Origin of the sequence: Chryseobacterium sp. SG20098 (assembly GCF_031844745.1) — a bacterium.
GTDB lineage: Bacteria > Bacteroidota > Bacteroidia > Flavobacteriales > Weeksellaceae > Chryseobacterium > Chryseobacterium cucumeris.
Window position 1 is genome coordinate 1,288,442 of record NZ_CP134622.1, and the last position, 23,095, is coordinate 1,311,536.

At 37.1% G+C, this 23,095-nt stretch carries 26 protein-coding genes; 2 read left to right on the plus strand and 24 right to left on the minus strand.

What is annotated here, in order from left to right; all coding sequences use genetic code 11:
• Positions 1-82: 82 nt before the first annotated feature.
• Positions 83-2,941, minus strand: coding sequence for an aminomethyl-transferring glycine dehydrogenase (gene gcvP / locus RHP76_RS05885; RefSeq protein ID WP_062675256.1), 2,859 nt, complete (start codon positions 2,939-2,941; stop codon positions 83-85).
• A gap of 474 nt (positions 2,942-3,415) precedes the next feature.
• Between gcvP and RHP76_RS05890 the strand changes: the two genes are divergently transcribed.
• Positions 3,416-3,565 (plus strand): hypothetical protein, encoded by a 150-nt coding sequence (locus tag RHP76_RS05890; protein WP_311229709.1) that lies wholly within the window; start codon positions 3,416-3,418, stop codon positions 3,563-3,565.
• 6 nt (positions 3,566-3,571) lie between these two features.
• Here RHP76_RS05890 and RHP76_RS05895 read toward each other — a convergent pair whose 3' ends face one another.
• The 23 genes from RHP76_RS05895 to tpx form a co-directional block, all read right to left on the minus strand.
• Positions 3,572-4,219 carry a J domain-containing protein gene (locus RHP76_RS05895; RefSeq protein ID WP_311229710.1) on the minus strand — a complete coding sequence of 216 codons (648 nt, stop codon included), beginning with the start codon at positions 4,217-4,219 and terminating at the stop codon, positions 3,572-3,574.
• A 388-nt stretch (positions 4,220-4,607) separates the two neighbouring features.
• Complete coding sequence (locus tag RHP76_RS05900; protein ID WP_311229711.1) at positions 4,608-5,141, minus strand: SH2 domain-containing protein; 534 nt, start codon at positions 5,139-5,141, stop codon at positions 4,608-4,610.
• Positions 5,142-5,396: 255 nt separating this feature from the next.
• The gene (locus RHP76_RS05905; protein ID WP_062675259.1) at positions 5,397-5,654 is read right to left on the minus strand and encodes a hypothetical protein; all 258 of its coding nucleotides are present in this window, start codon (positions 5,652-5,654) and stop codon (positions 5,397-5,399) included.
• A gap of 92 nt (positions 5,655-5,746) precedes the next feature.
• Positions 5,747-6,079 (minus strand): hypothetical protein, encoded by a 333-nt coding sequence (locus RHP76_RS05910; protein WP_311229712.1) that lies wholly within the window; start codon positions 6,077-6,079, stop codon positions 5,747-5,749.
• Between the two features lie 11 nt (positions 6,080-6,090).
• Positions 6,091-6,669, minus strand: a complete 579-nt coding sequence (locus tag RHP76_RS05915; protein WP_034697053.1) for an RNA polymerase sigma factor — start codon at positions 6,667-6,669, stop codon at positions 6,091-6,093.
• A gap of 667 nt (positions 6,670-7,336) precedes the next feature.
• Positions 7,337-9,340 (minus strand): S9 family peptidase, encoded by a 2,004-nt coding sequence (locus RHP76_RS05920; protein ID WP_311229713.1) that lies wholly within the window; start codon positions 9,338-9,340, stop codon positions 7,337-7,339.
• Positions 9,341-9,512: 172 nt separating this feature from the next.
• On the minus strand, positions 9,513-9,971 hold the full coding sequence (locus RHP76_RS05925) for a DoxX family protein (RefSeq protein WP_280210536.1): 459 nt from the start codon (positions 9,969-9,971) through the stop codon (positions 9,513-9,515).
• Positions 9,972-10,065: 94 nt separating this feature from the next.
• On the minus strand, positions 10,066-10,524 hold the full coding sequence (locus tag RHP76_RS05930; RefSeq protein WP_311229714.1) for an SRPBCC family protein: 459 nt from the start codon (positions 10,522-10,524) through the stop codon (positions 10,066-10,068).
• Between the two features lie 87 nt (positions 10,525-10,611).
• Positions 10,612-11,040 carry an SRPBCC family protein gene (locus tag RHP76_RS05935; protein ID WP_062675262.1) on the minus strand — a complete coding sequence of 143 codons (429 nt, stop codon included), beginning with the start codon at positions 11,038-11,040 and terminating at the stop codon, positions 10,612-10,614.
• A gap of 113 nt (positions 11,041-11,153) precedes the next feature.
• Positions 11,154-11,837, minus strand: a complete 684-nt coding sequence (locus RHP76_RS05940) for an SDR family oxidoreductase (protein ID WP_311229715.1) — start codon at positions 11,835-11,837, stop codon at positions 11,154-11,156.
• A 198-nt stretch (positions 11,838-12,035) separates the two neighbouring features.
• Positions 12,036-12,902: a VOC family protein gene (locus RHP76_RS05945; protein WP_311229716.1), complete on the minus strand. Its 867-nt coding sequence runs from the start codon at positions 12,900-12,902 to the stop codon at positions 12,036-12,038.
• 133 nt (positions 12,903-13,035) lie between these two features.
• Positions 13,036-13,275: a helix-hairpin-helix domain-containing protein gene (locus tag RHP76_RS05950; RefSeq protein ID WP_228432187.1), complete on the minus strand. Its 240-nt coding sequence runs from the start codon at positions 13,273-13,275 to the stop codon at positions 13,036-13,038.
• A gap of 36 nt (positions 13,276-13,311) precedes the next feature.
• On the minus strand, positions 13,312-13,725 hold the full coding sequence (locus RHP76_RS05955) for an SRPBCC family protein (protein WP_062675265.1): 414 nt from the start codon (positions 13,723-13,725) through the stop codon (positions 13,312-13,314).
• A 79-nt stretch (positions 13,726-13,804) separates the two neighbouring features.
• A complete protein-coding gene (locus tag RHP76_RS05960; protein ID WP_062675266.1) occupies positions 13,805-14,236 on the minus strand; it encodes a VOC family protein in 432 nt (143 codons plus the stop codon).
• A gap of 90 nt (positions 14,237-14,326) precedes the next feature.
• A complete protein-coding gene (locus tag RHP76_RS05965; protein ID WP_062675267.1) occupies positions 14,327-15,103 on the minus strand; it encodes an alpha/beta fold hydrolase in 777 nt (258 codons plus the stop codon).
• Positions 15,104-15,105: 2 nt separating this feature from the next.
• Positions 15,106-15,606, minus strand: coding sequence for a DinB family protein (locus RHP76_RS05970; protein WP_311229717.1), 501 nt, complete (start codon positions 15,604-15,606; stop codon positions 15,106-15,108).
• A 226-nt stretch (positions 15,607-15,832) separates the two neighbouring features.
• Positions 15,833-16,294, minus strand: coding sequence for a DinB family protein (locus RHP76_RS05975; protein ID WP_277695033.1), 462 nt, complete (start codon positions 16,292-16,294; stop codon positions 15,833-15,835).
• A 25-nt stretch (positions 16,295-16,319) separates the two neighbouring features.
• On the minus strand, positions 16,320-16,730 hold the full coding sequence (locus RHP76_RS05980; protein ID WP_062675270.1) for a VOC family protein: 411 nt from the start codon (positions 16,728-16,730) through the stop codon (positions 16,320-16,322).
• Between the two features lie 96 nt (positions 16,731-16,826).
• The gene (locus RHP76_RS05985; RefSeq protein ID WP_062675271.1) at positions 16,827-17,234 is read right to left on the minus strand and encodes a VOC family protein; all 408 of its coding nucleotides are present in this window, start codon (positions 17,232-17,234) and stop codon (positions 16,827-16,829) included.
• Positions 17,235-17,311: 77 nt separating this feature from the next.
• The gene (locus tag RHP76_RS05990; protein WP_079242156.1) at positions 17,312-17,902 is read right to left on the minus strand and encodes a Crp/Fnr family transcriptional regulator; all 591 of its coding nucleotides are present in this window, start codon (positions 17,900-17,902) and stop codon (positions 17,312-17,314) included.
• A 272-nt stretch (positions 17,903-18,174) separates the two neighbouring features.
• A complete protein-coding gene (locus tag RHP76_RS05995; RefSeq protein ID WP_120231591.1) occupies positions 18,175-19,386 on the minus strand; it encodes a DUF763 domain-containing protein in 1,212 nt (403 codons plus the stop codon).
• Between the two features lie 107 nt (positions 19,387-19,493).
• Positions 19,494-19,841, minus strand: coding sequence for a VOC family protein (locus RHP76_RS06000; RefSeq protein ID WP_120231592.1), 348 nt, complete (start codon positions 19,839-19,841; stop codon positions 19,494-19,496).
• A gap of 70 nt (positions 19,842-19,911) precedes the next feature.
• Positions 19,912-20,412, minus strand: coding sequence for a thiol peroxidase (gene tpx, locus RHP76_RS06005; RefSeq protein ID WP_062675275.1), 501 nt, complete (start codon positions 20,410-20,412; stop codon positions 19,912-19,914).
• Positions 20,413-20,771: 359 nt separating this feature from the next.
• On the opposite strand from tpx, the gene RHP76_RS06010 reads away from it, so the two are divergent.
• Positions 20,772-22,991, plus strand: coding sequence for an NADP-dependent isocitrate dehydrogenase (locus RHP76_RS06010; RefSeq protein ID WP_311229718.1), 2,220 nt, complete (start codon positions 20,772-20,774; stop codon positions 22,989-22,991).
• Positions 22,992-23,095: the final 104 nt, after the last annotated feature.

Sequence of the window (23,095 nt, forward strand, 5' to 3'; positions counted from 1 at the left end):
TTCGCTACGCTCGCAATGACTATAAAAACAAAAATCCCTCTCATTGCTGAAAGGGATCTTTTTTATCGTTAAAAAACTGAGATTACATATAAGCTTCAATAGGCTCACAAGTACATACTAAGTTTCTGTCTCCGTATGCTTCGTCTACTCTTGATACAGAAGCGAAGAATTTGTGGTCTCTTACCCACTCTAACGGATAAGCTGCCTTTTCTCTGCTGTATGGTTTATCCCAAGAATCAGAGATTACCAGCTGTTCTGTATGAGGAGCGTTTTTCAATACGTTGTTGGTAGCATCTGCTTCACCGTTTGCAATTTCATCGATTTCTTTTTTGATAGAGATCAACGCTTCTGCAAAACGATCAATTTCAGCCTTGCTTTCAGATTCTGTAGGCTCAATCATTAATGTACCTGCAACCGGGAAAGAAACGGTAGGAGCATGGAAACCATAATCCATTAATCTCTTCGCCACATCAGCTACTTCAATTCCTAAAGACTTGAACTGACGGAAGTCTACGATACATTCGTGAGCTACTCTTCCGTTTTCGTTGGAATATAAGATTGGGAAATGCTCTGCTAAAATTTCTTTCAGGTAGTTAGCATTCATGATGGCATGTCCTGTAGCCTTTTTAAGACCTTCTGTTCCTAACATCTTGATGTAAGCGTAAGAAATATTAAGGATTAATCCTGAACCGTAAGGTGCAGCAGAAATACCTTCAATAGCTTCTTTGGAACCGATTCTGATATTCGCGTTAGAAGGAAGGAAAGGTACTAAGTGTTTAGCAACACAGATTGGACCTACTCCAGGACCTCCGCCTCCGTGAGGAATTGCGAAAGTTTTGTGAAGGTTAAGGTGGCAAACGTCTGCTCCGATGTTTCCAGGACTTGTAAATCCTACCTGAGCGTTCATGTTTGCACCATCCATATATACTTGTCCTCCGTGCTCGTGGATAAGGTTGGTAATTTCTTTAATATTAGCATCAAAGAATCCGTACGTAGAAGGATAAGTGATCATTACAGCAGATAAATTCGCTGAATGAAGTTCTGTTTTAGCTTTAAGATCTTCGAAGTCGATTTCTCCGTTTTCAAGGTTTTTCACCACTACGATTTTCATTCCTGCCATTGCAGCAGAAGCCGGGTTGGTACCGTGTGCAGACTGAGGGATCAATACTACATTTCTGTGGTGGTCTCCTCTTGAAATATGGTATTCTCTGATCACCATTAATCCTGCGTATTCTCCTTGTGCTCCGGAGTTTGGCTGAAGTGAAGTTCCTGCAAAACCTGTAATTTCTGCTAAGTCTTTCTCCAGTTCACGGATCATTTCCTGATATCCTTCAGCCTGGTTTACAGGTACGAATGGGTGAATTGCGCCCCAGTTTTCCCATGAAAGTGGTAACATCTGAGTGGCTGCGTTTAGTTTCATGGTACAAGATCCTAAAGAAATCATTGAATGAGTCAATGATAAATCTTTTCTCTCAAGACGCTTGATGTAACGCATCAATTCTGTTTCCGTATGGTATTTGTTGAATACTGATTCTGTAAGAATTTCGTCTTTTCTTAAGTTTTCTTCCGGAATACTGTATCCTTCTTTGATTTCTAATTTGAAAGTCTGCTTGTCTTTGAACTGAGCGAAAGAAGCCATCAGATAGTTTAATTTCTCTAATGTTGTACTTTCGTTGATCGCAATGCTTACTACTCCTTCTGTGAAATAGTTTAAGTTTAATCTGTGATCAAGCATCAGTCTTACCAATCTTGCTTTCTCATCTTCAGCCATAGTGATTTTCACAGTATCGAAGATTGGCTCTTCTACTACCTGATATCCTAATGCTTTAAGACCGTTTTTCAAAGCATTTGCTTTAAAGTGAATCTGATCAGCGATATAGTTTAATCCTTTTGGTCCGTGGTAAACAGCATACATACCGGCCATTACTGCTAAAAGAACCTGAGCTGTACAGATGTTTGAAGTAGCTTTCTCTCTTTTGATGTGCTGCTCTCTCGTCTGTAATGCCATTCTTAAAGCACGTCTTCCATACATATCCTGAGATACCCCGATGATTCTTCCAGGAATATCTCTTTTATACTCTTCTCTACAAGCAAAGAAAGCTGCGTGAGGACCTCCGTACCCTAATGGAATACCAAATCTCTGCGTAGTTCCTACGGCACAGTCAGCACCCATTTCTGCAGGAGACTTTAGCTTAACCAAAGCCATCGGATCACAAGCAACCGCTACCTGAAGATCAAGTTTTTTATATTCTACAATATCTTCTGTATAGTCTAAAACGATTCCGTTTTTACCAGGATACTGTAATAAAATACCGTAATAAGAAGCATCCAACTGGTGAGTTTTATGATCTCCCACTACAATTTCGATTTCTAATCCTTCAGCTTTTGTTTTTAATACAGAAACTGTTTGAGGAAGCACAAGGTCAGAAATAAAGAACTTATTAGCTCCTGCTTTTTTCTGGTCTTTAGATCTGTTGTTGAAGAACATGTGCATTGCTTCAGCAGCAGCAGTAGATTCATCCAACAAAGAGGCATTGGCTAATGCAAAACCAGTAAGATCACATACTACAGTCTGGAAATTAAGAAGAGCTTCAAGTCTTCCCTGTGCAATTTCAGCCTGGTATGGAGTATATGCCGTATACCAGCTAGGGTTTTCAAAAATATTTCTCTGGATTGCTGAAGGTAAAAGTGTATTGTGGTATCCGAATCCGATATAACTTGTATAATCAGTATTTTTAGATGCCAATTCCTTTGAGTGGTTCAACATTTCGTATTCAGAAAGTGGTTCCGAGATCTCAAGATCTTTCTCTAAACGGATAGAAGAAGGGATGGTCTGAGAAATTAACTCTTCAATACTAGAAACGCCAAGTTTTTCCAACATCGCCTGTTTATCGGCTTCATTAAGGGAAATGTGACGGCTCACAAACTGTTCTGTATTCATTTTTATTTATTAGATTTTGTTTGTAAAAAGATGGGTAAAATTACAATTTTTTGAATGATTTCACAAGAGTACCAAGGAGGTGATAATTCACACATCTATTTGTGATATTTCTCACAATTTACATTTCGTAAATTATGATAAGGTTGACATTAATTTCATCAACAATAACCATTATTCTATACATAATACACAAGAAAAACTATCGATTTCTATATAATTAAGTTCTTTACGTAGTATTAAATTAGTGTATATAATCAATAAATCTCACTCTTATTATTGATTCTATTAAACGATTTTTTTTAAAAATATAATGTATTCAACATCTATTTTTATACTTCTACTGAAAGTGTCTGTCATTCAAATTTAATTCTATTAAAACTCTTTTAAAGTAATTTGCAACTGCTATTCATCAGGTTGTAAGAATTTTATGAAATTTTATTAATTATATTTATTCTAAATTAATATATTTGCAGCATGAATATAATTGTCCCATTTAAAGTTCCGCCATTGGCACCTTACTCATTCAATAACGAAGAGATGTTCTGTGAAAAGAAATCATGCTGTAAAAAATTCAAGAAGGGAAAAAGATGTAAAAAATGCCCGGGAAGAAAGAAAATGGCATAAACGCAATTAGCTGAAGTTTTTGATCAGCATATAGATCGCAATTGCCAGAATAATAATTCCCCAGATCAGCATCATAATCTTAGGCTGACCCGACTTGTTTATTCTTGTTACGGGCTGCGGCTTAAACATTTCTTCCACCGAACTTTTGAACTTTTCAGAATCGTTTTCAAAAACTTCTGTGATGGTAATTCCCTGAACAACCGTTTTGTGCAAAAGAGAATTCGTTGCATGAAGCAGAAGCTGGAATTTTCCGTCTTTAAATTCTGTGATCTTAAAGATCCTCTCTCCATACGGCTTTTCTAATCCGAAAGGCAATACTTTCACCACATCGGCATTACTCGTCTGCCAGTTGATGATAATCTCCTCTCCTTTTTTCGCATGAATTTTATTCGCTGTAAAAGTTTTGATGGCTGGCGGAATATTATACCTGAAACTTCGCTGATGGTTTTCTAAATTCTGATCATAAGTACGTCTCAGCGCGCGATCACTTAAGGTTTCATAAGCCTCCTGAATCTCACGGAAACGGTCTGCAAAAAAGTCATCATTGGCATTTTTATCGGGATGATATTTTAAGGACAGTTTACGATAGGCTTTTTTGACGTCTTCTTCTGAAGCATCCTGTGATATACCGAGAAAATAGTAGTAATCTTTCATTGAGCAATACAAAAATAAGGATTTATTTTTCTTTGCGTTTGATGTTTACGGTAAAATTTTGTTGGAAGTATAGATCAAAAAATCATTGCGAACTGCAGGTGAAGAAATCTCAATATCTCTCATAATTTATTGGTTGAAAAACGCAAGGACGCTAAGTTTTTTTACAGATACCTCCATATTTTTAAGGCGCAAAGATTTTATCTCCGATAAAACTGTACTTCTCAACAAATACATGAATTCAATGAGTTCAACAGCCCCTTTGTCATTCCGAGCAAAGCAAGGAATCTCAACTTCATATTAAAGGTATTTCCCACAGATGCCGCAAATTACCAGATCATTTCGTAGTAAATTCAATCATTAGAATCACACCGTATTAGACCGATCGTAATTACTTACGGGAAATCCAATCCTTAGTGGGAGCAATCCACTCATTGAGTGCTTTGAAAAGAAAGCCATGATTCAATCCTGTATTAAGCTCTATTTCTTTAAAATCTTTTAGGTGGGATCTGACGAACCGCTGTTCATACGACATCGGCACATGTCCGTCATCTGATTTCTCCGTAATGGAAAGAATCCTTCCATACAATCTGAAATTTTTATCTTTTTCCAGAGAATCATCTTTGAAACTAGCTCCGATGAAGACAAATTTCAATTGTGGATTCTTTTCATAATAAGAGACATATTGTGCAATATAACCTCCCTGTGAAGTTCCTACCACTGTTATTCTTCCGGCAGGAATTCCCTTTTTTATCAGGCTGTCAATCTGCTTTTTTACTTTTTCAGCATACGCTAACGGATCTGTGTTCGCTTTTCTTTTCTCAGAAATGAGAATCGTATTTTTATCCTTTAGCTTATTGAGTATTGTCTCATATTCTGCAACACCATATTTCGGATGTTTTTCCTCAAAAGAATGATCTTCCAAAAATTTATTATGTAAAAAGAAAATATATTGTTTTTGTTGTGACTTTTGCCCAAACAATATGATCGAAAAAAATGAAAATACGATAATAAAAACATTTGTAAACCTCATCATAACCGGAAATAGCTTTTAATTAGAAAGAAACAAATATAGTGTTAAAAAGTCTTTACTGGGACTATTTTATGTAAAAATTCCGGCTCGGGAAGCGAAGCTTCCCGAGCCGGAATGTAACAATTTCAATTTAGTTTTTTACTTTTCTTATGCTTCACACATATTATCCTTTTTGCAGCATCTTGAATGAAATTCTTTTTTGAATTTCCCTTTCAGTTCCTGATAGTCTTCATCACTCATTTCCCTGATCTTATCTGCCAGTCCGAAAGGTGACTTTTCTTTGATTCCGTACTCATCAAAAATACCTTTGATAAATCTTTTTCTTTGTATTGCTTTTTTAGCGATTAAGGCTACACCTGCAACGGCTAATGCTCCAAGAGCCCCTTTTAATGCTGAATTTTTCATTTTTTCAAAATTTTAAATTTTACTACTTATTGTTTTTTATAGAGACGAATGAATGCTGATTTTTACTTTACTACTTCTTTAAAAATTTCAGATTATTCGTTATTTCTGTTGAAGAATCCACCGGAGCATTTATTTCTCCAAACCTCTTTGAATTTCTCTCTTTCCTCCGGGGATAAACCTTCCATTTTCTCTCTCATTTTTCTTTCTTTAAAATCTTTCATTCCTTTCCCGAAATGGAAGCCTCCGAAAAGAATTTTGCTCAGGATCAGTATTCCCATGGCCTGCCAGAAAGTAATTGTTTTTGCTCCTAAAATCTCCGGAAGAAGGCAGTTCCAAAGCATCATGACAATCCATGTAACGGCAGCTAAAATTAATGGCGGGCATAGCAATAAAAAAATCCAACCCTTTTTGTGTTTATGATTCATAATTTCTTTTTCTAACTTTTTAAATCTTCGTATAATTTTCTCAATCTGTTTCTTAAATGCTTCACAGCATAGTTTTTTCTACTGATGATAGTTTTGATGTTTTCTCCCTGTTCATCGGCGATCTCCTGGAGGGTTTTGTCGTTCAGCTCATTTTCTACGTAGACCAGCCTTTGTTTTTCGGGAAGTTCATCAAGCGCCTCAAACAGTTTTTTCCAGATCTCATCCTGAAACATCTTAACTTCAGGACCGGCACTTTCATCCATCAAAAGGATATCCTTGATAGAAAAACTGCCGTCTTCATCTTCATATACGAAATCTTCAAGATTTTCTGTTTTCTTTTTCCGGTAACGGTCTGTGATCTTATTCGCCGTCACCCTGTACAGCCAGCCTCCAACGTTTACGATCTCAGAAAGATTCGTAAGGCTACTGAACTGATACCACACTTCCTGCAGAATATCTTCCGCATCCTCCGTGTTTTTCACTTTCGGACGAATATAAGACATCAGCTTCCCTCCGTAGTTGGAAACGGTCTGTGAGATGATGCTTTCTTTCTCCTTCTGTGGCATTGTTATTTTTTCGACAACCTCCATACTGATATGACGGTTAGCCTTTTAGTTTTACTTTAATAAATTTAAAATATTTTTCTTACAATTCAATTTTTCTTTTATTCATCGTGTTTTTATTTCATAATTTTTTTCAACAACTTAGGCATAAATTATTTTTCAGAAGCTTTTTCCCGCTATCCGCTCATACTCCTCACGCCAGACCATCCCACACCCTACCCTACGACTCTCCCACTCGTGTTCCGGGGTAACCGCTGCTATCGGGGCTAAGGTGGTGACTGATAATTGATAATTGATGAATGATGAATGATAAAATTGTAAAATAATATTTTTGTTGGAAAACGCAAGGGCACAAAGTTTTTATCGTTATAATGTATAATTGTAAGGCGCAAGAAAATCAGAGATTTTCAGCAAGCGATCTGTCTTATTATTTTCTAATCATGGGACTTCTCAAATCTATTTAGTCAACATAATCAGCTGAAAAACTAAAATAGGCAGTCTTCAATTTTATCGGAGATAAAATCCTTGCGCCTTAAAAATATACAGATTGTTGTGAAAATTTTTAGCGTCTTTGCGTTTTCCAACTCTACTACTTCTAGTTTTAATAAGATTGCCTCGCTTTGCTCGCAATGACTTTATGGTAAAAAAAACGGAAGACCTGAGTCCTCCGTTCAAATGCTATTTAATTAATAGTTTACTTATTAAAATTTTCAGCAAAGAATCCCAACATCGATTTGTAAAGTTCAATTCTGTTCGGCTCTTTTCCAAATCCGTGTCCTTCATCATATTTTACCAGATAAAGAACTTCAAATCCTTTGGCACGCATCGCTTTTACAATCTGATCAGATTCATTGATGTTTACCCTTGGGTCATTAGCTCCCTGTACTACAAATAATGGTTTCTTAATCTTATCAATCTGAAACACAGGAGATACCTCTTTAGCAATTTTAGCTTCCTCAGGATTATCAAGATCGTACCAGATCTGTTTTACCATTTCTTTGTAGGGTTTCCAGTATTCCGGGAAAGAATCAAAGAAAGTAAAGATATTGGATACACCTACATAATCCACTCCACAAGCATATAAATCCGGAGTTTTGATCAATCCCATCAATGTTGCATATCCACCGTGGCTTCCTCCGTAAATGGCAACTTTATCTTTATCTACCCATCCCTGTTCAATGGCGTATTTTACACCATCTTCCACATCATCCATTGCTTTTCTTCCGATCTGCTTATAACCCGCTTTCTGGAATGATTTTCCATATCCGCCGGAGATTCTGAAGTTAACCTGAAGGGTTGCATAACCTCTGCTGGCAAACAATTGTGTTTCCGGATTGAATCCCCAGCTGTCTCTGATTCCCTGAGGGCCGCCGTGAGGATTTACGATCAAAGGAACTTTTTTACCTTCCAATGCCGCTTTAGGTAGGGTAATATACCCATGGATTGTCAACCCGTCTCTGCTTTTAAATTCGATAGGTCTCATTTCAGCCATATCTTCTTCCTTCAGCTGCGGCATCAGGTTGTACAGAAGCTTGGTCTGCTTGGTTTTGGTATCGTATTCATAATAAGTTCCATACAGCTTATCACTTCCTACAACAACCAGAAGTTTATCATTATTATCATCAGAAGAAGCAATTCCAAATTCCTTGTCTCCAAACTGAGATTTTAATTTGTCATGTATTTCTTTATAAAATTTACTTACCGGAACTGTTTCTCCTTTTGTGCCTTCATAGCTGATATAGTCAAGTTCATAGTTTCTGTTTTTACCCGCCGTGCTTATTGAGCTTACATCATAGACAGGATTGGAATAAACCTCTTTAATCACTGTATTCTTCTTCAGATCATACAGTACAATTCTCGCTTTATCGCTATCCAGATTGGTTACTACATACGCTTCATCTTTATTTTTAGAATTTTCATTAAACTCTATAATACTGAAGGTATCAGACCAGTCTGCAGATTTGATCAGATTGAATTTTCCGGTCTGCAGATCTTTATAATAGGTTTTTGTGGTTAATCCGTTTTCAAGAACGCTATAACCTCTCAGATTTCCGTCTTTATCAAAAAGATAATCGTCAATAGGACTGTTGACATCTTTATTTTCATACAGCTGGGTCATTTCCCCGGTAACGAAATTGATTTTAAAAGGCTCAAAGATCTGCTTGTTGTTTTTATTCATGGTAACCACAACAAAATCCGTATCTTTTATAGGAATAATGGCCTGCACTTTTACTCCGTCAAATGGTGTTAAATCCTTTTGATTTCCTCCGTCTGTATCGGTAGCATACAGGTGGATATTTTCATTTCCGCCTCTATCTTGTGTATAGAAAAGGCGTTTTTTGTTCAGCCAGCCATAGTTTCTTATCAGATCATCTTTTTCTACAATAGCTTTGGTAATTTTTCCGGTGCCAAGATCTTTTACATAAACATGATTTTTTTTCTCCTGATCTTTCTCTTTATAGGAAAGATATTTCCCATCAGGAGAGATTTTAAATGCTGAAGCTTTAGGTCTTGCAAAATAGTCTTCGACTTTGTATTTAAAGTTTCCTTTGTCGTAAGAAATCAGTTTCTCAAGATTAGCCTTGGAAGATGGCAAAGTAGGATCTCCAGGCAGTTTGGCAGTAGAACTCTGTGCGTTGGTCATAATAGTGGATAGTACAATAAGGGCTGTACCGAAAATGTTGTGATTTAGGTTCATAACTTCTGTTTTAAAGGTTAAAGTTATAGAAAGCACTCATTTTTAAAACAATAGAAAACAAATGCATTTTATATAATAAGACACATTCGGTTACAAAATGTTACAATTTTATATCATTTAATTAAAAAAAATCTCAATTATATAAAAAAGACAGTCTTTACAGACTGTCTTTTTAGTGTAAATAAATTCCGAAATACCAGGTCCAGACGATCAGAATAATCTGCATGGGAATCCTTTGCGTGTAAAGGTATTTCATTCCCGGACCGGTGTAATCGGCTTTAAAAATATTAATCTTATTCCTGGAAGAATTGATATTGGCTATAAAAACCAGTACATAAAAAATGATCAGTAAAATTGCTGTCATCTCACGAATTGACGGGATCATCAATCCAATTCCTGCTGCAATTTCCAGAACTCCCGTAAAATATACCCAAAACATTCGGGCAGGAATAAAATCAGGAATCATCATCGCCATTCCCTTTTGAAATTTAAAATGAGAGAAACCTGTAAATATGATGAAAACAGCCATTCCAAGGTTTCCTGAAAATATAAAATCCGGCTTCCCCTGAAACAAAAAAGTCCCCAGCAAAGCCAGAATAAAAGTTGCGAAAAGTATTACGAGTAATTTCATTTATAGGTGGTAGATATTAGGTGACAGGTAGCAGATATTAGTATTCAGGGTAAGAAACCAACTCTAAACCTTAAACATTAAACATTGAATTTCATCACACTGAACCAAGGCTCACTCCTTCCGCAAGACTTTTCACAACCATTAATCCTTTTGTAAAGCCTGTATTCATATGATCCTGCCATTGTTTTTCTACCTGAACTTCGGCATGAAGTTTTGTTTTTCCTCCAAAGTCTATCAAAAAGTATTTCTCAAAACTTCCGTTCCATTCCATGACTTCTTTACTATGGGTGTCTTCATTTCCCTCTTTATCCACCATTCCCAGATGTTTGAATACAATTTGGTTAGGTTCATCCATGCTGTCTATGGTTGAAACCATTCCTTCTCCTTGTGCATTCAGGAAATAAGTTTTCCCACCTACCTTCCAGTCGGATTTCATAACAGATCCTGCACCGAAATACTTAGTCCATTCACTATATGTTTCAGGACTCCAGAGGATGTCCCACACTTTCTGAAGGGGAGCATCAATTACTGTTTCGTATGATAAGGTTTCCATTTGTTTCATTTTTTTTAATTGGTCACTACGAGCAAAGTGAAGCAATCTCAAAGCTCACAGATTTTTCTTTAATTCTAACTCAATTATTTACAGCTGATTTTCTGAAAGATGTTTAACGAGTGACATCGCTTTTGGAAACTTCTCTTCAAAAAATTCTTTAAATTCTGCCGGTGTCTGAATTTCTGTTTTCAGTAAAGTTCCTTCTTCATTTTCTTCAAGAAAGTAAGCTTCTGTTGCTTCTCCCCAATCCTGAGGAACTTCGATGCCTTCATAAATTTCTCCAAGGTGCAAAAATTTTATTTCCTCGTTGGGGATCATTTTTTCCACTCTGCTGTACATTCCGTTGTTTTTCGGATCAAGAAACTTGACAATATTATTTTCTTCAAGTGTTCCTTCATAAAAAGAACCTTCTGTAAATGCTGTTGTCCATTGTCTGTAGGTAATATCACCCCAAAGGACACTCCATACTTTTTCAGGTTCAGCATTGATCTCTATTTCGTATGATAATTTTTCCATATATTTTTTAAGGGATTAGGTGATGGATAATAGGTTGCAGGTGACTGCGTTGGTGGGTGAGTTTGAGAGTCAGAGATTGAGAATGTTATTGTGACCACTTCTAGCCTCTCATTCTATCCTCCGACAAAATCACCTCCATTGATATGAATAATTTCTCCTGTAATATAACTTGCATCCTTTGAGGCAAGAAAAACATAAGCTGGTGCTACTTCAGAAGGTTGTCCCGCACGTTTCAGCGGAGTGTCTTTTCCAAAGGAGGAAAGGTCATCAAAAGCTTCTTTCACCAATGGAGTCCATATAGGTCCTGGTGCAATTCCGTTTACGAGAATTTCCTTTTCGGCAAGATTATCGGCAAGAGACCGGATAAAGGACAAAACAGCACCTTTTGTTGCCGCATAATCTATTAAGTGGTCACTTCCGCGGTACGCTGTAACAGAGGTTGTACAAATGATTCGTCCTCCTTTGGGTATCATAGGAAGAAAATTTCTGGTGAATGAAATCATGGAAATAATATTGGTATCAAACGTTTCCTGAATCTGTTCATCAGAGATTTTTTCCAGACTGCTTTTTGAAGTATGAATTCCTGCATTATTAACAAGAATATCAATATTCTTCCACTCTGTTTTAATCTTGTCTGCGCATTTGGTTCTGAATGCTTTCCGGGTAAGATCTCCTTTGATCACAAGACAATTCTGTCCTTCTTTCTCAACCAGCTTTTGGGTTTCTCTGGCATCATCGTCACTTTCTTTATAGATAATGGCGACATCTGCTCCTTCCCTGGCAAAATGAACGGCCACCGCCTGTCCTATGCCACTGTCTCCTCCGGAAATAACCGCTTTTTTACCCTGCAGCTTCCGGCTTCCCTGATAATCGTTCCGGATAATTTCCGGAACCCCCCCCTTCTTTAGGGACTTTTGACTTAGAGTCTGATTTGTTCTGTGTTTTCATATGCAAATCTTTTTCCTAAATCACATCAAACAATACGCCGAAAATATTTAAGAATTATAAGCGTCTTCCAGATCCTGAATAATAATTTTCTGCATTTTCATCATCGCCTGAACAACTTTATAGGCTTTTTCCTGGTTAGAATCATTCATCAGCTGGATGAGTCTCTTAGGAACAATCTGCCAGCTTAATCCGTATTTATCTTTCAGCCAGCCGCACATACTTTCTCTGCCGCCATCGGCTGTAAAGGCATTCCAATATCTGTCGGTTTGCTCCTGATCATCAGTCATTACTACTAAAGATATTCCTTCATTGAAGTCAAATGGGTGATCATAGGAATTATCCATACAGAATACGCTGTAATTATCGATTGTAAAATGAGCATGCTGAACATTTTCTGCGGGTTCCGGAATGTTATGTCCTTCGCTCCCTGCTCCGTAGGTCAATATATTTCCGATGCTTGAATTGGGAAAAGTTTTCGTGTAAAGTTCCATTGCTTCTTTGGCTTTTCCGTTATTTCCATGGATAAACATCAAGGTAGGAATTATTTTCTGATCGCTTGCTTTTTCTCCCAGAAACAACTGCCATGTTACGCCATATTTATCCTGAACCCATCCGTATTTCGCGCTCCATGAGTAAGATCCCAATTCCATCAAAGCTATTCCGCCATCCAGTAACTGATCCCAGTATTTTTGAACTTCATCTTCTGTTTCACAGATTACCATAAAAGAGATGGAAGCATTTTTTTTGAATTGAGGGCCTCCATTCAGAAGCATAATTCTCTGTCCAAACAAATCAATATTCATGACAACAGGAGTATCTGCAGTGATTTCGCCTCCGAAAACCTTACAATAAAATTCGGCTGACTGCTTGGCGTCTCCATCATACCAGAGACATGGGAAAATATCGTTATTCATAATTTTAATTTTTAAAAGGGTGATGTATTTTTGACTTTCTATACAGCAAAAACAGATCTTATGCCTTTGCTTTTAAACGATACCAATCCGTTTTACTGCAATGACACTGCAAAATTTTTCAGTTGTATATATATTATGCTTCTTTAAAGCAGACCTGATTTTCTTTCATGTAATTCTTCAGTTTCATCATCGCATTTTTACCGAAACCATGCAGCTGCATGATTTCTTTTTCGGAATAATCTGAAAGTTTTTCCAAAGAATTTATTTTTTCTTTTTCTAAGGCTTTTCTAGCAGGTATTGCAATAACTCCGTGAAGGAATTGCTCTGCAGAGTCATAATTAAAAGCATACATAGAGTTTAAACTCTTTGACATGATAACTAGATTGATCATGGCTACAAAAAAATATTGTTAATGATTCTCAACATATTTGTGGAAGTTGTTGAGAATAGCATACCAGCCATCCCGCTGCATTTCCACAGAATTTTGTTTTTCCGGATCGAAAATTTCAATCACTTTCGTTGTATTCTCATCTATCTTATCAAATACAACTTCCACTTTTCGTCCGTCTTCAAGGTGATACCTAATGATTTCATGAGGAATAATCTCATCATATACGCCTTCAAAATCGAATCCGAAGCTTTTGTCTTTTGCTTCCATTCTGTTTTTGAATTTGCCTCCTACTACAAGGTTATTTTCAGAACTAGGACAGTGCCAGGTTTCATGGGCGAAATTCCATTTCGTAATGTGCTTGGGTTCATTGAAATAATTCCAAACCTTCTCCACCGGTGCTAAAATTGTGATGTCTATTTTAATTGGATCCATAGTTCTATATTTTTAAAAGTTTAAATAAAGAGCTGCCCAAAAATGAGCATCTCTTTATTATCATTAGTTAAATATAAGATTATTTTGCAGATTCTTCATTATAGTTCACCATCCAATGAACACCATACTTATCCTGAAAACATCCGAAGTAGTCTCCCCAGAACTGATCTTCAATAGGCATTTCCACGTTTCCGCCATCAGAAAGTTCTTTAAAAATCCTGTCTGCTTCGCTTTTTGAATCAGGGAAAATAGACACATAATTATTATTTCCTACGGTAAGAGTCTGCCCGAATGCCGGTACAATATCGGAGGCCATTAACAGGTCCCCACCTACAGGCAGAGCGATGTGCATTACTCTGTTTTTTTCTTCTTCCGAAAGGTTTTCTGTTCCGGGAGCATTTCCCATTTTATGAATTCCACCAACGAATTCACCACCGAAAACACTTTTGTAAAAATTGAACGCTTCTTCAGCTGTTCCATCAAAATTTAGGTATGGATTTAATTTAGCCATGATTTTTAATTTTAAAGTTATTATTATAAAATATTGTTTCTACTGTTGATCCATTAAGGATTAATTAATTTACTATGAATAAAAAAACGCTTAATGGTTTAAAAATTTTTCTACTTCCCTGACGGTAAAGTCTATTAAGTTGGCATCAATACTTCCATCAAAGTCCGGCATCATATAAGTACCATGAGTTGCGGGAAGTATCAATAACCGGGAGCCTTTCACCAACCGCCACATTTCGGCAGTATGTTCCGGCTTCATCACATCCTGATCGCCGCTGATAAATAATGCAGGTGATTTGATTGACCTCAGCACTTCATCATTCCAGTCCTGAAAAGTCTGCATCCTTCTACAATCTTTCTCAAAAAGGTTTTCAAGCTTTGAGAAATCAGGATTGAGGCTTAAGAAATTAATTTTAAAAGGTTCCGGCATTGAGTCAAAAGTTGCTTCCTGCATTCCTTCAAAAAAGCCGTCTATCATTCCGCTTCTTTTATAAAAAGCTGAGGCAATCACTAATTTCTCAACAATTCCTGGATGACGATGCCCAATCTGCATTACGGTACTTCCTCCATTACTGAATCCCCAGAATGAAGCTTTTTCAATGTTAAGTTCTGCCAAAAGTCCTGCAACATCGTCTGCATCCTGTTCAAATGTTTCAGGAATATCGCGGTGTTCACTTCTGCCATGGTTTTGTAAATCGATTCCTATCAGCTGGAATTTATCTTCAAGCCTTGCGATGACTTCTTTAAAATCATAAAGCATTGAAGAGCCACCGCCATGGATTAAAACCACAGGTTTTCCTGATCCGTAGATTTCATAGTATAATTGGATTCCGTTGACTTTTTTATAGCCTTTTTCTACTGGATTCATTATTAATATTTAAGATTTTCGTTCACATCATATTTCATTCCCGGATAATCCAAAATTCTGCGCATGAGACCTATCTGCCCGCAGAGGTAGTCTTCACGGCCGATGCACATTCCGACAAAATTGAGTTTTGTTTCTTTAATGAAAGGGATGTTCATTCCTATTTCAAATATTTCATCCAGCTCTTCATCGGTTACTTCATGAAGTTTTTGAAAGACTTTAGCTGAAATTGTATGAAAGTTTTCTTTCAGTTCAGCCAGGGTTGGATATTTTAAACTTTCATTCAATGCTTTTCCCTGGAAAAACAAATCATTGTAAGGGTCTTCTCCCTGAAGCCCAAGTACTGAACCTAATCCGTAGCGCATATTGACAAAGTTTCCTGCCATCCATACGATATGATTGGTTTTATTTTCAATTCTTTTCAAGGCGTCTTCTTCCGAAATGCCGTCCAAAACATTCATAAAGCTTTGGGAATGCATTCTGTAAGCCGGAATAACGAGCTCCATTTTTTTTGATTTTGGTGTGTTCATTTTTAATCAGAGATTAGAAGTTAGAAATTAGAGGTTAGTAGGTTGGAGAAACGCAAAGGCGCTAAGAGTTTTATAAACTATGCGTTTTTAAGTTGCAAGGATTTTATCTGCGATAAAATTGTACTCTTCTAAAAAGGGAATACTCATATTTCAGGGATGTACCTGTCATTCCGAGTGAATCAATAAATCTAAAAATAACCTGCTATTTTATAGCACCCGGTTTTCCTAAAATTCTGCGGAGGTAACCCAGCTGCCCGCTGTGATAGATTTCATGAAGGCTTAAGGTTGATATATCTTTAACCATTTCAGGTTTAAAACTCTTAAGTGTGTTGAGCTTTGCTTCCAGTTTATCCTGGGATTGCTTAAGATAGGATTTTAAATCTTCGAAACTAATCAATTTATCTTGATGATCTAAAGCAATTTCACCCCTGTTATAGAAAGAAAATCTTTCACTATCCCAGACAGAATCTTCTCCTAAAATATTCAGTAATGGATTTCTGATGTAAATTAAATGTCCAAGGATCCAGTTCATACAATTGGCTTCACCATTGGGAAAAATCATAGATTCTTCATGGGTAATACCATCGATATTCATCGTAATCACAAAATAGTTACTGGTTACCTGATTTTTTATGATTTCTATATCGTTTGATTGTGTTTCCATATGATATATTTTGTGGTGTTATGGATTATTCTGCAGGGATCTGAGAAGCATCACCATGCACTACTTCCCACTGATGGCCGTTGATATCAGCAAAACTGCTTTGATACATCCATCCGTAATCTACAGGTTCACTGTATTTTGACCCTCCGTTTTCGATCGCTGTTTTTACCATACCGTCTACTTCTTCCCGGCTGTTGACTCCGATAGCAAGAAGTACCTGTGTTGTATCTCCTTTAGCAAAAGGTCTGTTGGTAAAGGTTTGGAAAAACTCTTCTTTAAGAAACATAGTGTAGATATAATTTTCTTTCATGACTACGCATATTGCTTTCTCATCTGAAAACTGTTCATTAATAGAAAAGCCAAGCTTCGTCCAGAATTCTCTGGTTTTTTGAACGTCTTTTACAGGTAAATTGACGTAAATATCTGTAATATTCATTTTGTAAATTTTAGTGGTGATTGTTATCCAAAATTACCGGGATTTGGTAAGAATGTGCTTGCCATAGGGCAAGATTTATTTTTTATTTGGATTAATTTATTCAGCAGGCATTTGAGACATATCTGCAAAAGTAATATTCCAGCCATGCCCATCCGGGTCCCAGAAGGAGTTCTGATACATCCATCCATAATCCTGAGGTTCTTCATGCTGCCGTGCGCCGTTCTCTACAGCAGTGTTTACTATTTCATCTACTTCTTCACGGCTGTTCAAACCTACCGCTACAAGAACCTGACTGGTATTTTCTTTGGCAACCGGTTTATTGGTGAAGGTCATAAAATAATCTTCCTGCAGAAACATCACATAGATGGTATCATTCAAAACAACGCAGGTTGCTTTATCATCAGAGAATTGTTCATTGATAGAAAAACCTACCTTAGTCCAGAATTCTTTGGTTTTCTGTACATCTTTTACCGGAAGGTTGACATAAATTTGGTTGACTTTCATTTTTCGTAATTTTAGTGTTAATCTGTAATCCAAAATTACCGAGGTGCAATGAAAATCTACTTGCCATAGGGCAAGATTTAAATTTTCTTAGGATGAGAGACGATTTCCTTACGGATACGACTGAGAGAAGTGTCTGTAACTCCGAGATAGGAAGCAATTTGTTTCAAGGGCGCAAATTGTATGACTTTAGATTTTTGCTCCAGCAGATTCAGATATCTTCTGGTGGCAGAAAGGGTAAACATTTCTACAGATCTTTGTTTGTAGGCAAAAAGCTCCTGAGACATCCACGATCTTCCCCATTCCCTGAGGTTGGGGATTTTATGGAACAACTCCTGGAAGGTATCATAATCCAGCCTCCAGCACTCGCAGTCTGTAATACAAACGATATTCTCCTGAGACGGAACCCGCTGAAACATTGACAAAACCTCAATAATGACTTCATTTTCTACAAAAAAGTGGGTTGTTACTTCATTTCCGTTGAAATCATTCACATAGGAACGCGCCAATCCGCTTTCAAGAATATAATATTCATTGGCTGTTTTTCCTTCCTCAAGAATGAAATCACCTTTCTGGAAAGATGTTTTTTCATGAGCCTGGAATATTTCAGCAAGCTCTTCAGGGAAAAAAAAGGGGAAATCATAGCAGGTTTCTAAAGCTTTATTGGTCATTTGGTGTCAATTTTTTAAGTCTTTAAAAGTAAAATTTTTAATTGAATTCAGAGCAAAAAATATTAAACAAAGCATTGAATATTTTCATAAAAAGCACATACCCTATTGAAATTAAAGACATTTCAAATCTTTTTGTTTTTAAACAGTTATTTGAAACATACTATCTCTGAGCACCCCGTCAAAAATTCTTTGAATTTTCGCCACCCCTCCGGAGGATGGGAATGACTATCTCCCGATACAGTCATTGTAAGCTTTTTACAGGAAATATTTTTTCAAAACAGGGAAAGCTGTATTGATTTGGGAGCAGTGGGTTTCTGGGCATCGCCGAATACCGTTTTCCCACCAAAACGCCAGGAATTCTGCCTTTCTTCTTCAATCACCTGCTGAATATCAAAATCCGGAGTGAAATCTTTTTCTGCTTTTGCTATGATCTGATGAAGTTTATTTAAAGAATTCAGCTTATCAGAATTTCCAAGTTTGGATTTTTCAATCCCTTTTCTGAGAATGCTGATACTGTCATCATATGTATTGATCGGAACAGGGAAAGGATGTCCGTCTTTACCGCCATGAGCAAAGGAAAACCTTGCCGGATCTGCAAATCTTGACGGTGCTCCGTGAATCACTTCACTTACCAAAGCCAAAGACTGCATGGTTCTTGGACCTACTCCTTCCAGCATCAGCAGGTCTTCAAAATTCTGTGGCTGCTGTTCTCTGGTAACATACAGAAGGGCTCCGAGACGTTTCAGATCAACATCAGAGGCCTGCACATCATGGTGGGCAGGAAGAATCAGTCGTGCAAAATCTTTCATCACTTCTGCAGAATCGGTATGGGAAATATTCAGAATTCCTTTTCTGTTATCCGAGGCTTCGGTATCCGTAAGGTTAAGAATTCTCCCTCTTGAAATCCCATTAATTCCTGTGTGGGGCTGTTCTACAAAAGAGGTAATGTTTTCCGAGTGCCAGTGGTAACGTCTTGCTGTTCCGTCAGATTCATGCATTCCCTGCTGAATGACGCTCCAGTTTCCATTGTCTGAAAGAATGAAATTGTGTAAATACAGCTGGTAACCATCCTGGATGGCCGTATTATCTACTTTTGCAGAAAGCTTGCTGGCTCTTACCAGTTCTGTTCCGTTCAGTCCGGTTTTATCTGCAATTTTAATAAGCTCTGATGGAGTTTCGCGGGAAAACTTCCCTTTTCCGCCACAGATATAAAGTCCCAGCGACTGAGAATTTGGGTTAACAGAACGTTTTAAAGCTCCCATAACGGAAGTGGTAATCCCTGAAGAATGCCAGTCCATTCCCATCACCGCTCCAAAACTCTGAAACCAGAATGGATCTGCCAACCGGCGTAGAACCTCATCTTTACCATAATCCATGAGAATGACTTCAATAATGGAAAGCCCAAGAACAGACATACGCTCATACAGCCATGGCGGTACTTTGCCATAGTGAAGGGGTAAATCTGCAGTTCCTGAACGTTTCATTCTATTGTCAAACTGTAAAGGTAGGTTTTATTCATCTTATTATTTAATGATCCGGATCATTAATAATGTTTAATTACGGTAAAACATACTGATTCATAAAACTGTTTTTATTGGTGAGACAGTATATTAATCAGTCTATCAAATGGATCTATAACGAAAAATCTTCGTACTCCCCATTCTTCATGGGTAAGTTCGTAAGTGATTTCAAAACCGGCCTTTTTCATCTTTTCATACACTTCATTCACATTATCCACTTCAATGGAAAGATCAGGAACTTCCGTATCGTTTCCACCCTGTTCAGCAAAGCTGATCTGAACTTTGGCTTCTTCTTCGTTACCCAGCGTTTTAATCCAGCCATGATCCATCAAAACATCCAGTTCTAAAATATCCTGATAAAATTGATGGGCTCTGGAAAGATCATTGGTTTTAATATTGACTACGATTCTTTTTACCATGTTCAATTTTTTTGATTAAAAAAGCCTTGCAAAATCATATTCACAAGGCTTTTCTACAAAAATTATTTTATTATTTCAATGCTGCAAGAGCGGCATCGTAATTAGGTTCATTAGCAATTTCCGGAACCTGCTCTGTATATACTACTTTGTTGTTTTCGTCTGTAACGATAACGGCGCGGCTCAGTAATCCTTTCATAGGAGAATCTGCGATGGTCACTTCATAATCGTCTCCGAAGCTGCTTCTGAAGTCTGAAAGTGTTTCTACATTATTCAATCCTTCTGCCGCGCAGAATCTTCCTAATGCAAATGGAAGGTCTTTAGAAACATTGATGATCACCGTATTATCAAGCTTTGAAGCTTCCTCATTGAATTTTCTGGAAGAAGCAGCACAGGTAGGGGTATCAATGCTTGGGAAAATATTGAATACTTTTTTCTTTCCGTCAAAATTTTGAAGTGTTTTTACATTTAATCCTGAATCTACCAATGCAAAGTCTTTTACAGTGGTTCCTACTGATGGTAATGCTCCTATTGTGTGTACTTCGTTTCCTTTTAAAGTGATTGTCGTTGACATAATATTTATTTTTTTATTTTTTCAAATGTAATCAAAAAAGAAAATTTTTCCGGTTTTATTATGGTTAAATTAATCTTAAAGTGAAAATAAAAAACATCTTATTGATAATCAGTTTTATCAGACATAATTACTATATAACTACAGCCTCAAAAAAGCCTGATTTTAAGGACAAAAAGTTCAGCCTCTGAACATTATAAAATTATTTCTAAAATAAATATAACCGGAAGGTGAACATAAATTAAGCAGATATCAATATAAAGAGTCAAAAGCCTCTTTTTTTTATGGAAATATCTTAAATAAAACAATGATATTTACTAAATTTGTGGGACTTAAAATTTCAAATAAAAAATAACAGTATAATGTCAGAAAAATCAAAAATCTATTACACACTTACTGATGAAGCTCCAATGCTGGCTACTCACTCGTTTTTACCTATCGTAAAAGCTTTTACAAAATCAGCAGATATCGAAATCGCAGTACCGGACATTTCTTTGGCAGGAAGAATTTTAGCCAACTTCCCTGAGTTTTTAAAAGACGACCAAAAGATCGGTGATGCTTTGGCAGAACTTGGAGAATTGGCAACAAAACCTGAAGCCAACATCATTAAGTTACCGAACATTTCTGCTTCTGTACCTCAATTGGATGCAGCGATTGCTGAATTACAAGGTAAAGGTTTCGCAGTTCCAAACTATCCTGCAGAGCCTAAAAATGACGAAGAAAAAGCAATCAAAGCTAAATATGCTAAAGTATTAGGAAGTGCTGTAAACCCAGTATTAAGAGAAGGAAACTCTGACAGACGTGCTCCAAAAGCTGTTAAAAACTATGCAAAAGCAAACCCTCACAGAATGGGTAACTGGGCATCTGACAGCAAAACTGACGTAGCTCACATGAACAATGGTGATTTCTACGGTACAGAAACTTCTACAACGTTAGAAAATGCTACCAAATACAGAATCGTATTCAAAGGAAACGACGGTTCTGAATCTGTATTGAAAGACTTCGCAGGTCTTCAGGCTGGTGAAGTAATTGACTCTTCTGTAATGAACCTTAATGCATTAAGAGCGTTCGTTCAGGAAGCTATCGAGGAAGCTAAGAAAAGAAATGTACTTCTTTCTGCTCACCTTAAAGCAACAATGATGAAAATCTCTGACCCAATCATTTTCGGGGCTATCGTTGAGACTTTCTTCAAAGAAGTATTTACAAAATATGCTGAGACTTTCAAGTCTTTAGACATCAATCCAAATAATGGTCTTGCGGATCTTTTTGAAAAAATCAAAGGAAATGCTCAGGAAGCTGACATTAAAGCTGATATTGAAAAAGCTCTTGCTGCAGGACCTAGAGTGGCAATGGTAAATTCTGACAAAAGAATTACCAACTTCCACGTACCTTCTGACATCATCGTCGATGCCTCTATGGCTGCCCTTGTAAGAGGAGGAGGTAAAATGTGGAACAAAGACGGAAATGAGGAAGATACCGTTTGTATCATTCCAGACCGTTCTTATGCTGGTTTCTATCAATCTGTGATTGATGATATGAAAGCGCACGGAAAATTAGACCCTACCACTATGGGATCTGTTCCAAACGTAGGTTTAATGGCTCAGAAAGCTGAAGAATATGGTTCTCACGATAAAACTTTCCAAGTAGCTGCTGACGGAACTGTAGAAGTTCAGGACGAAGCTGGAAACATTCTTCTTTCTCAGAAAGTAGAAAAAGATGATATCTTCAGAATGTGTCAGACTAAAGATGCTCCTATCCAGGACTGGGTAAAATTAGCTGTAAACAGATCAAGATTATCTGATACTCCTGCTATCTTCTGGTTAGACAAAGGAAGAGCTCACGACCGAGAAATCATCAAAAAAGTAGAGAAATATCTTGCTGATCATGATACAACAGGTCTTGACATCAGAATCCTTGATGTAAAAGATGCTATGACTGAAACGTTGAAAAGAGCAAGAGAAGGTAAAGATACAATCTCAGTTTCCGGAAACGTATTGAGAGATTATTTAACAGACCTTTTCCCAATCCTTGAGCTTGGTACTTCTGCAAAAATGCTTTCTATTGTACCATTGATGAACGGTGGTGGTTTATTTGAAACTGGTGCCGGAGGTTCTGCTCCAAAACACGTTGAGCAGTTCTTAGAAGAAGGATACTTAAGATGGGATTCTCTAGGTGAATTCTTAGCGCTTCAGGCTTCTTTAGAGCACCTGGCACAAACTCAGGGAAATACGAAATCTCAGGTTCTGGCTGATGCATTGGATGAAGCTAACGCTAAATTCTTAGCTACAGATAAATCTCCTGCAAGAAAAGTAGGTCAGATCGATAACAGAGGTTCTCACTTCTATTTAGCAATGTACTGGGCTGAAGCACTAGCTAACCAGACTGCAGATGCTGAATTGGCAGCTCAGTTTGCTCCGGTTGCTCAGGCAATGCAGGAAAACGAAGAAGTAATCAATGCTGAATTAATTGGTGCTCAGGGTAAACCTCAGAACATTGAAGGATACTACAAAACTGACACATATAAAACGTATGCAGCAATGAGACCTAGTACGGTTTTAAATGAAATCATTGACGGAATTTAATTGTTCGTTTTGATATAAATGAAAGCTCCTTTTTAAGGAGCTTTTTTTTGTAACCACTCCGGAATTTAAAAACTGAACTATTTAAAAACCACCCCGTCAAAAAT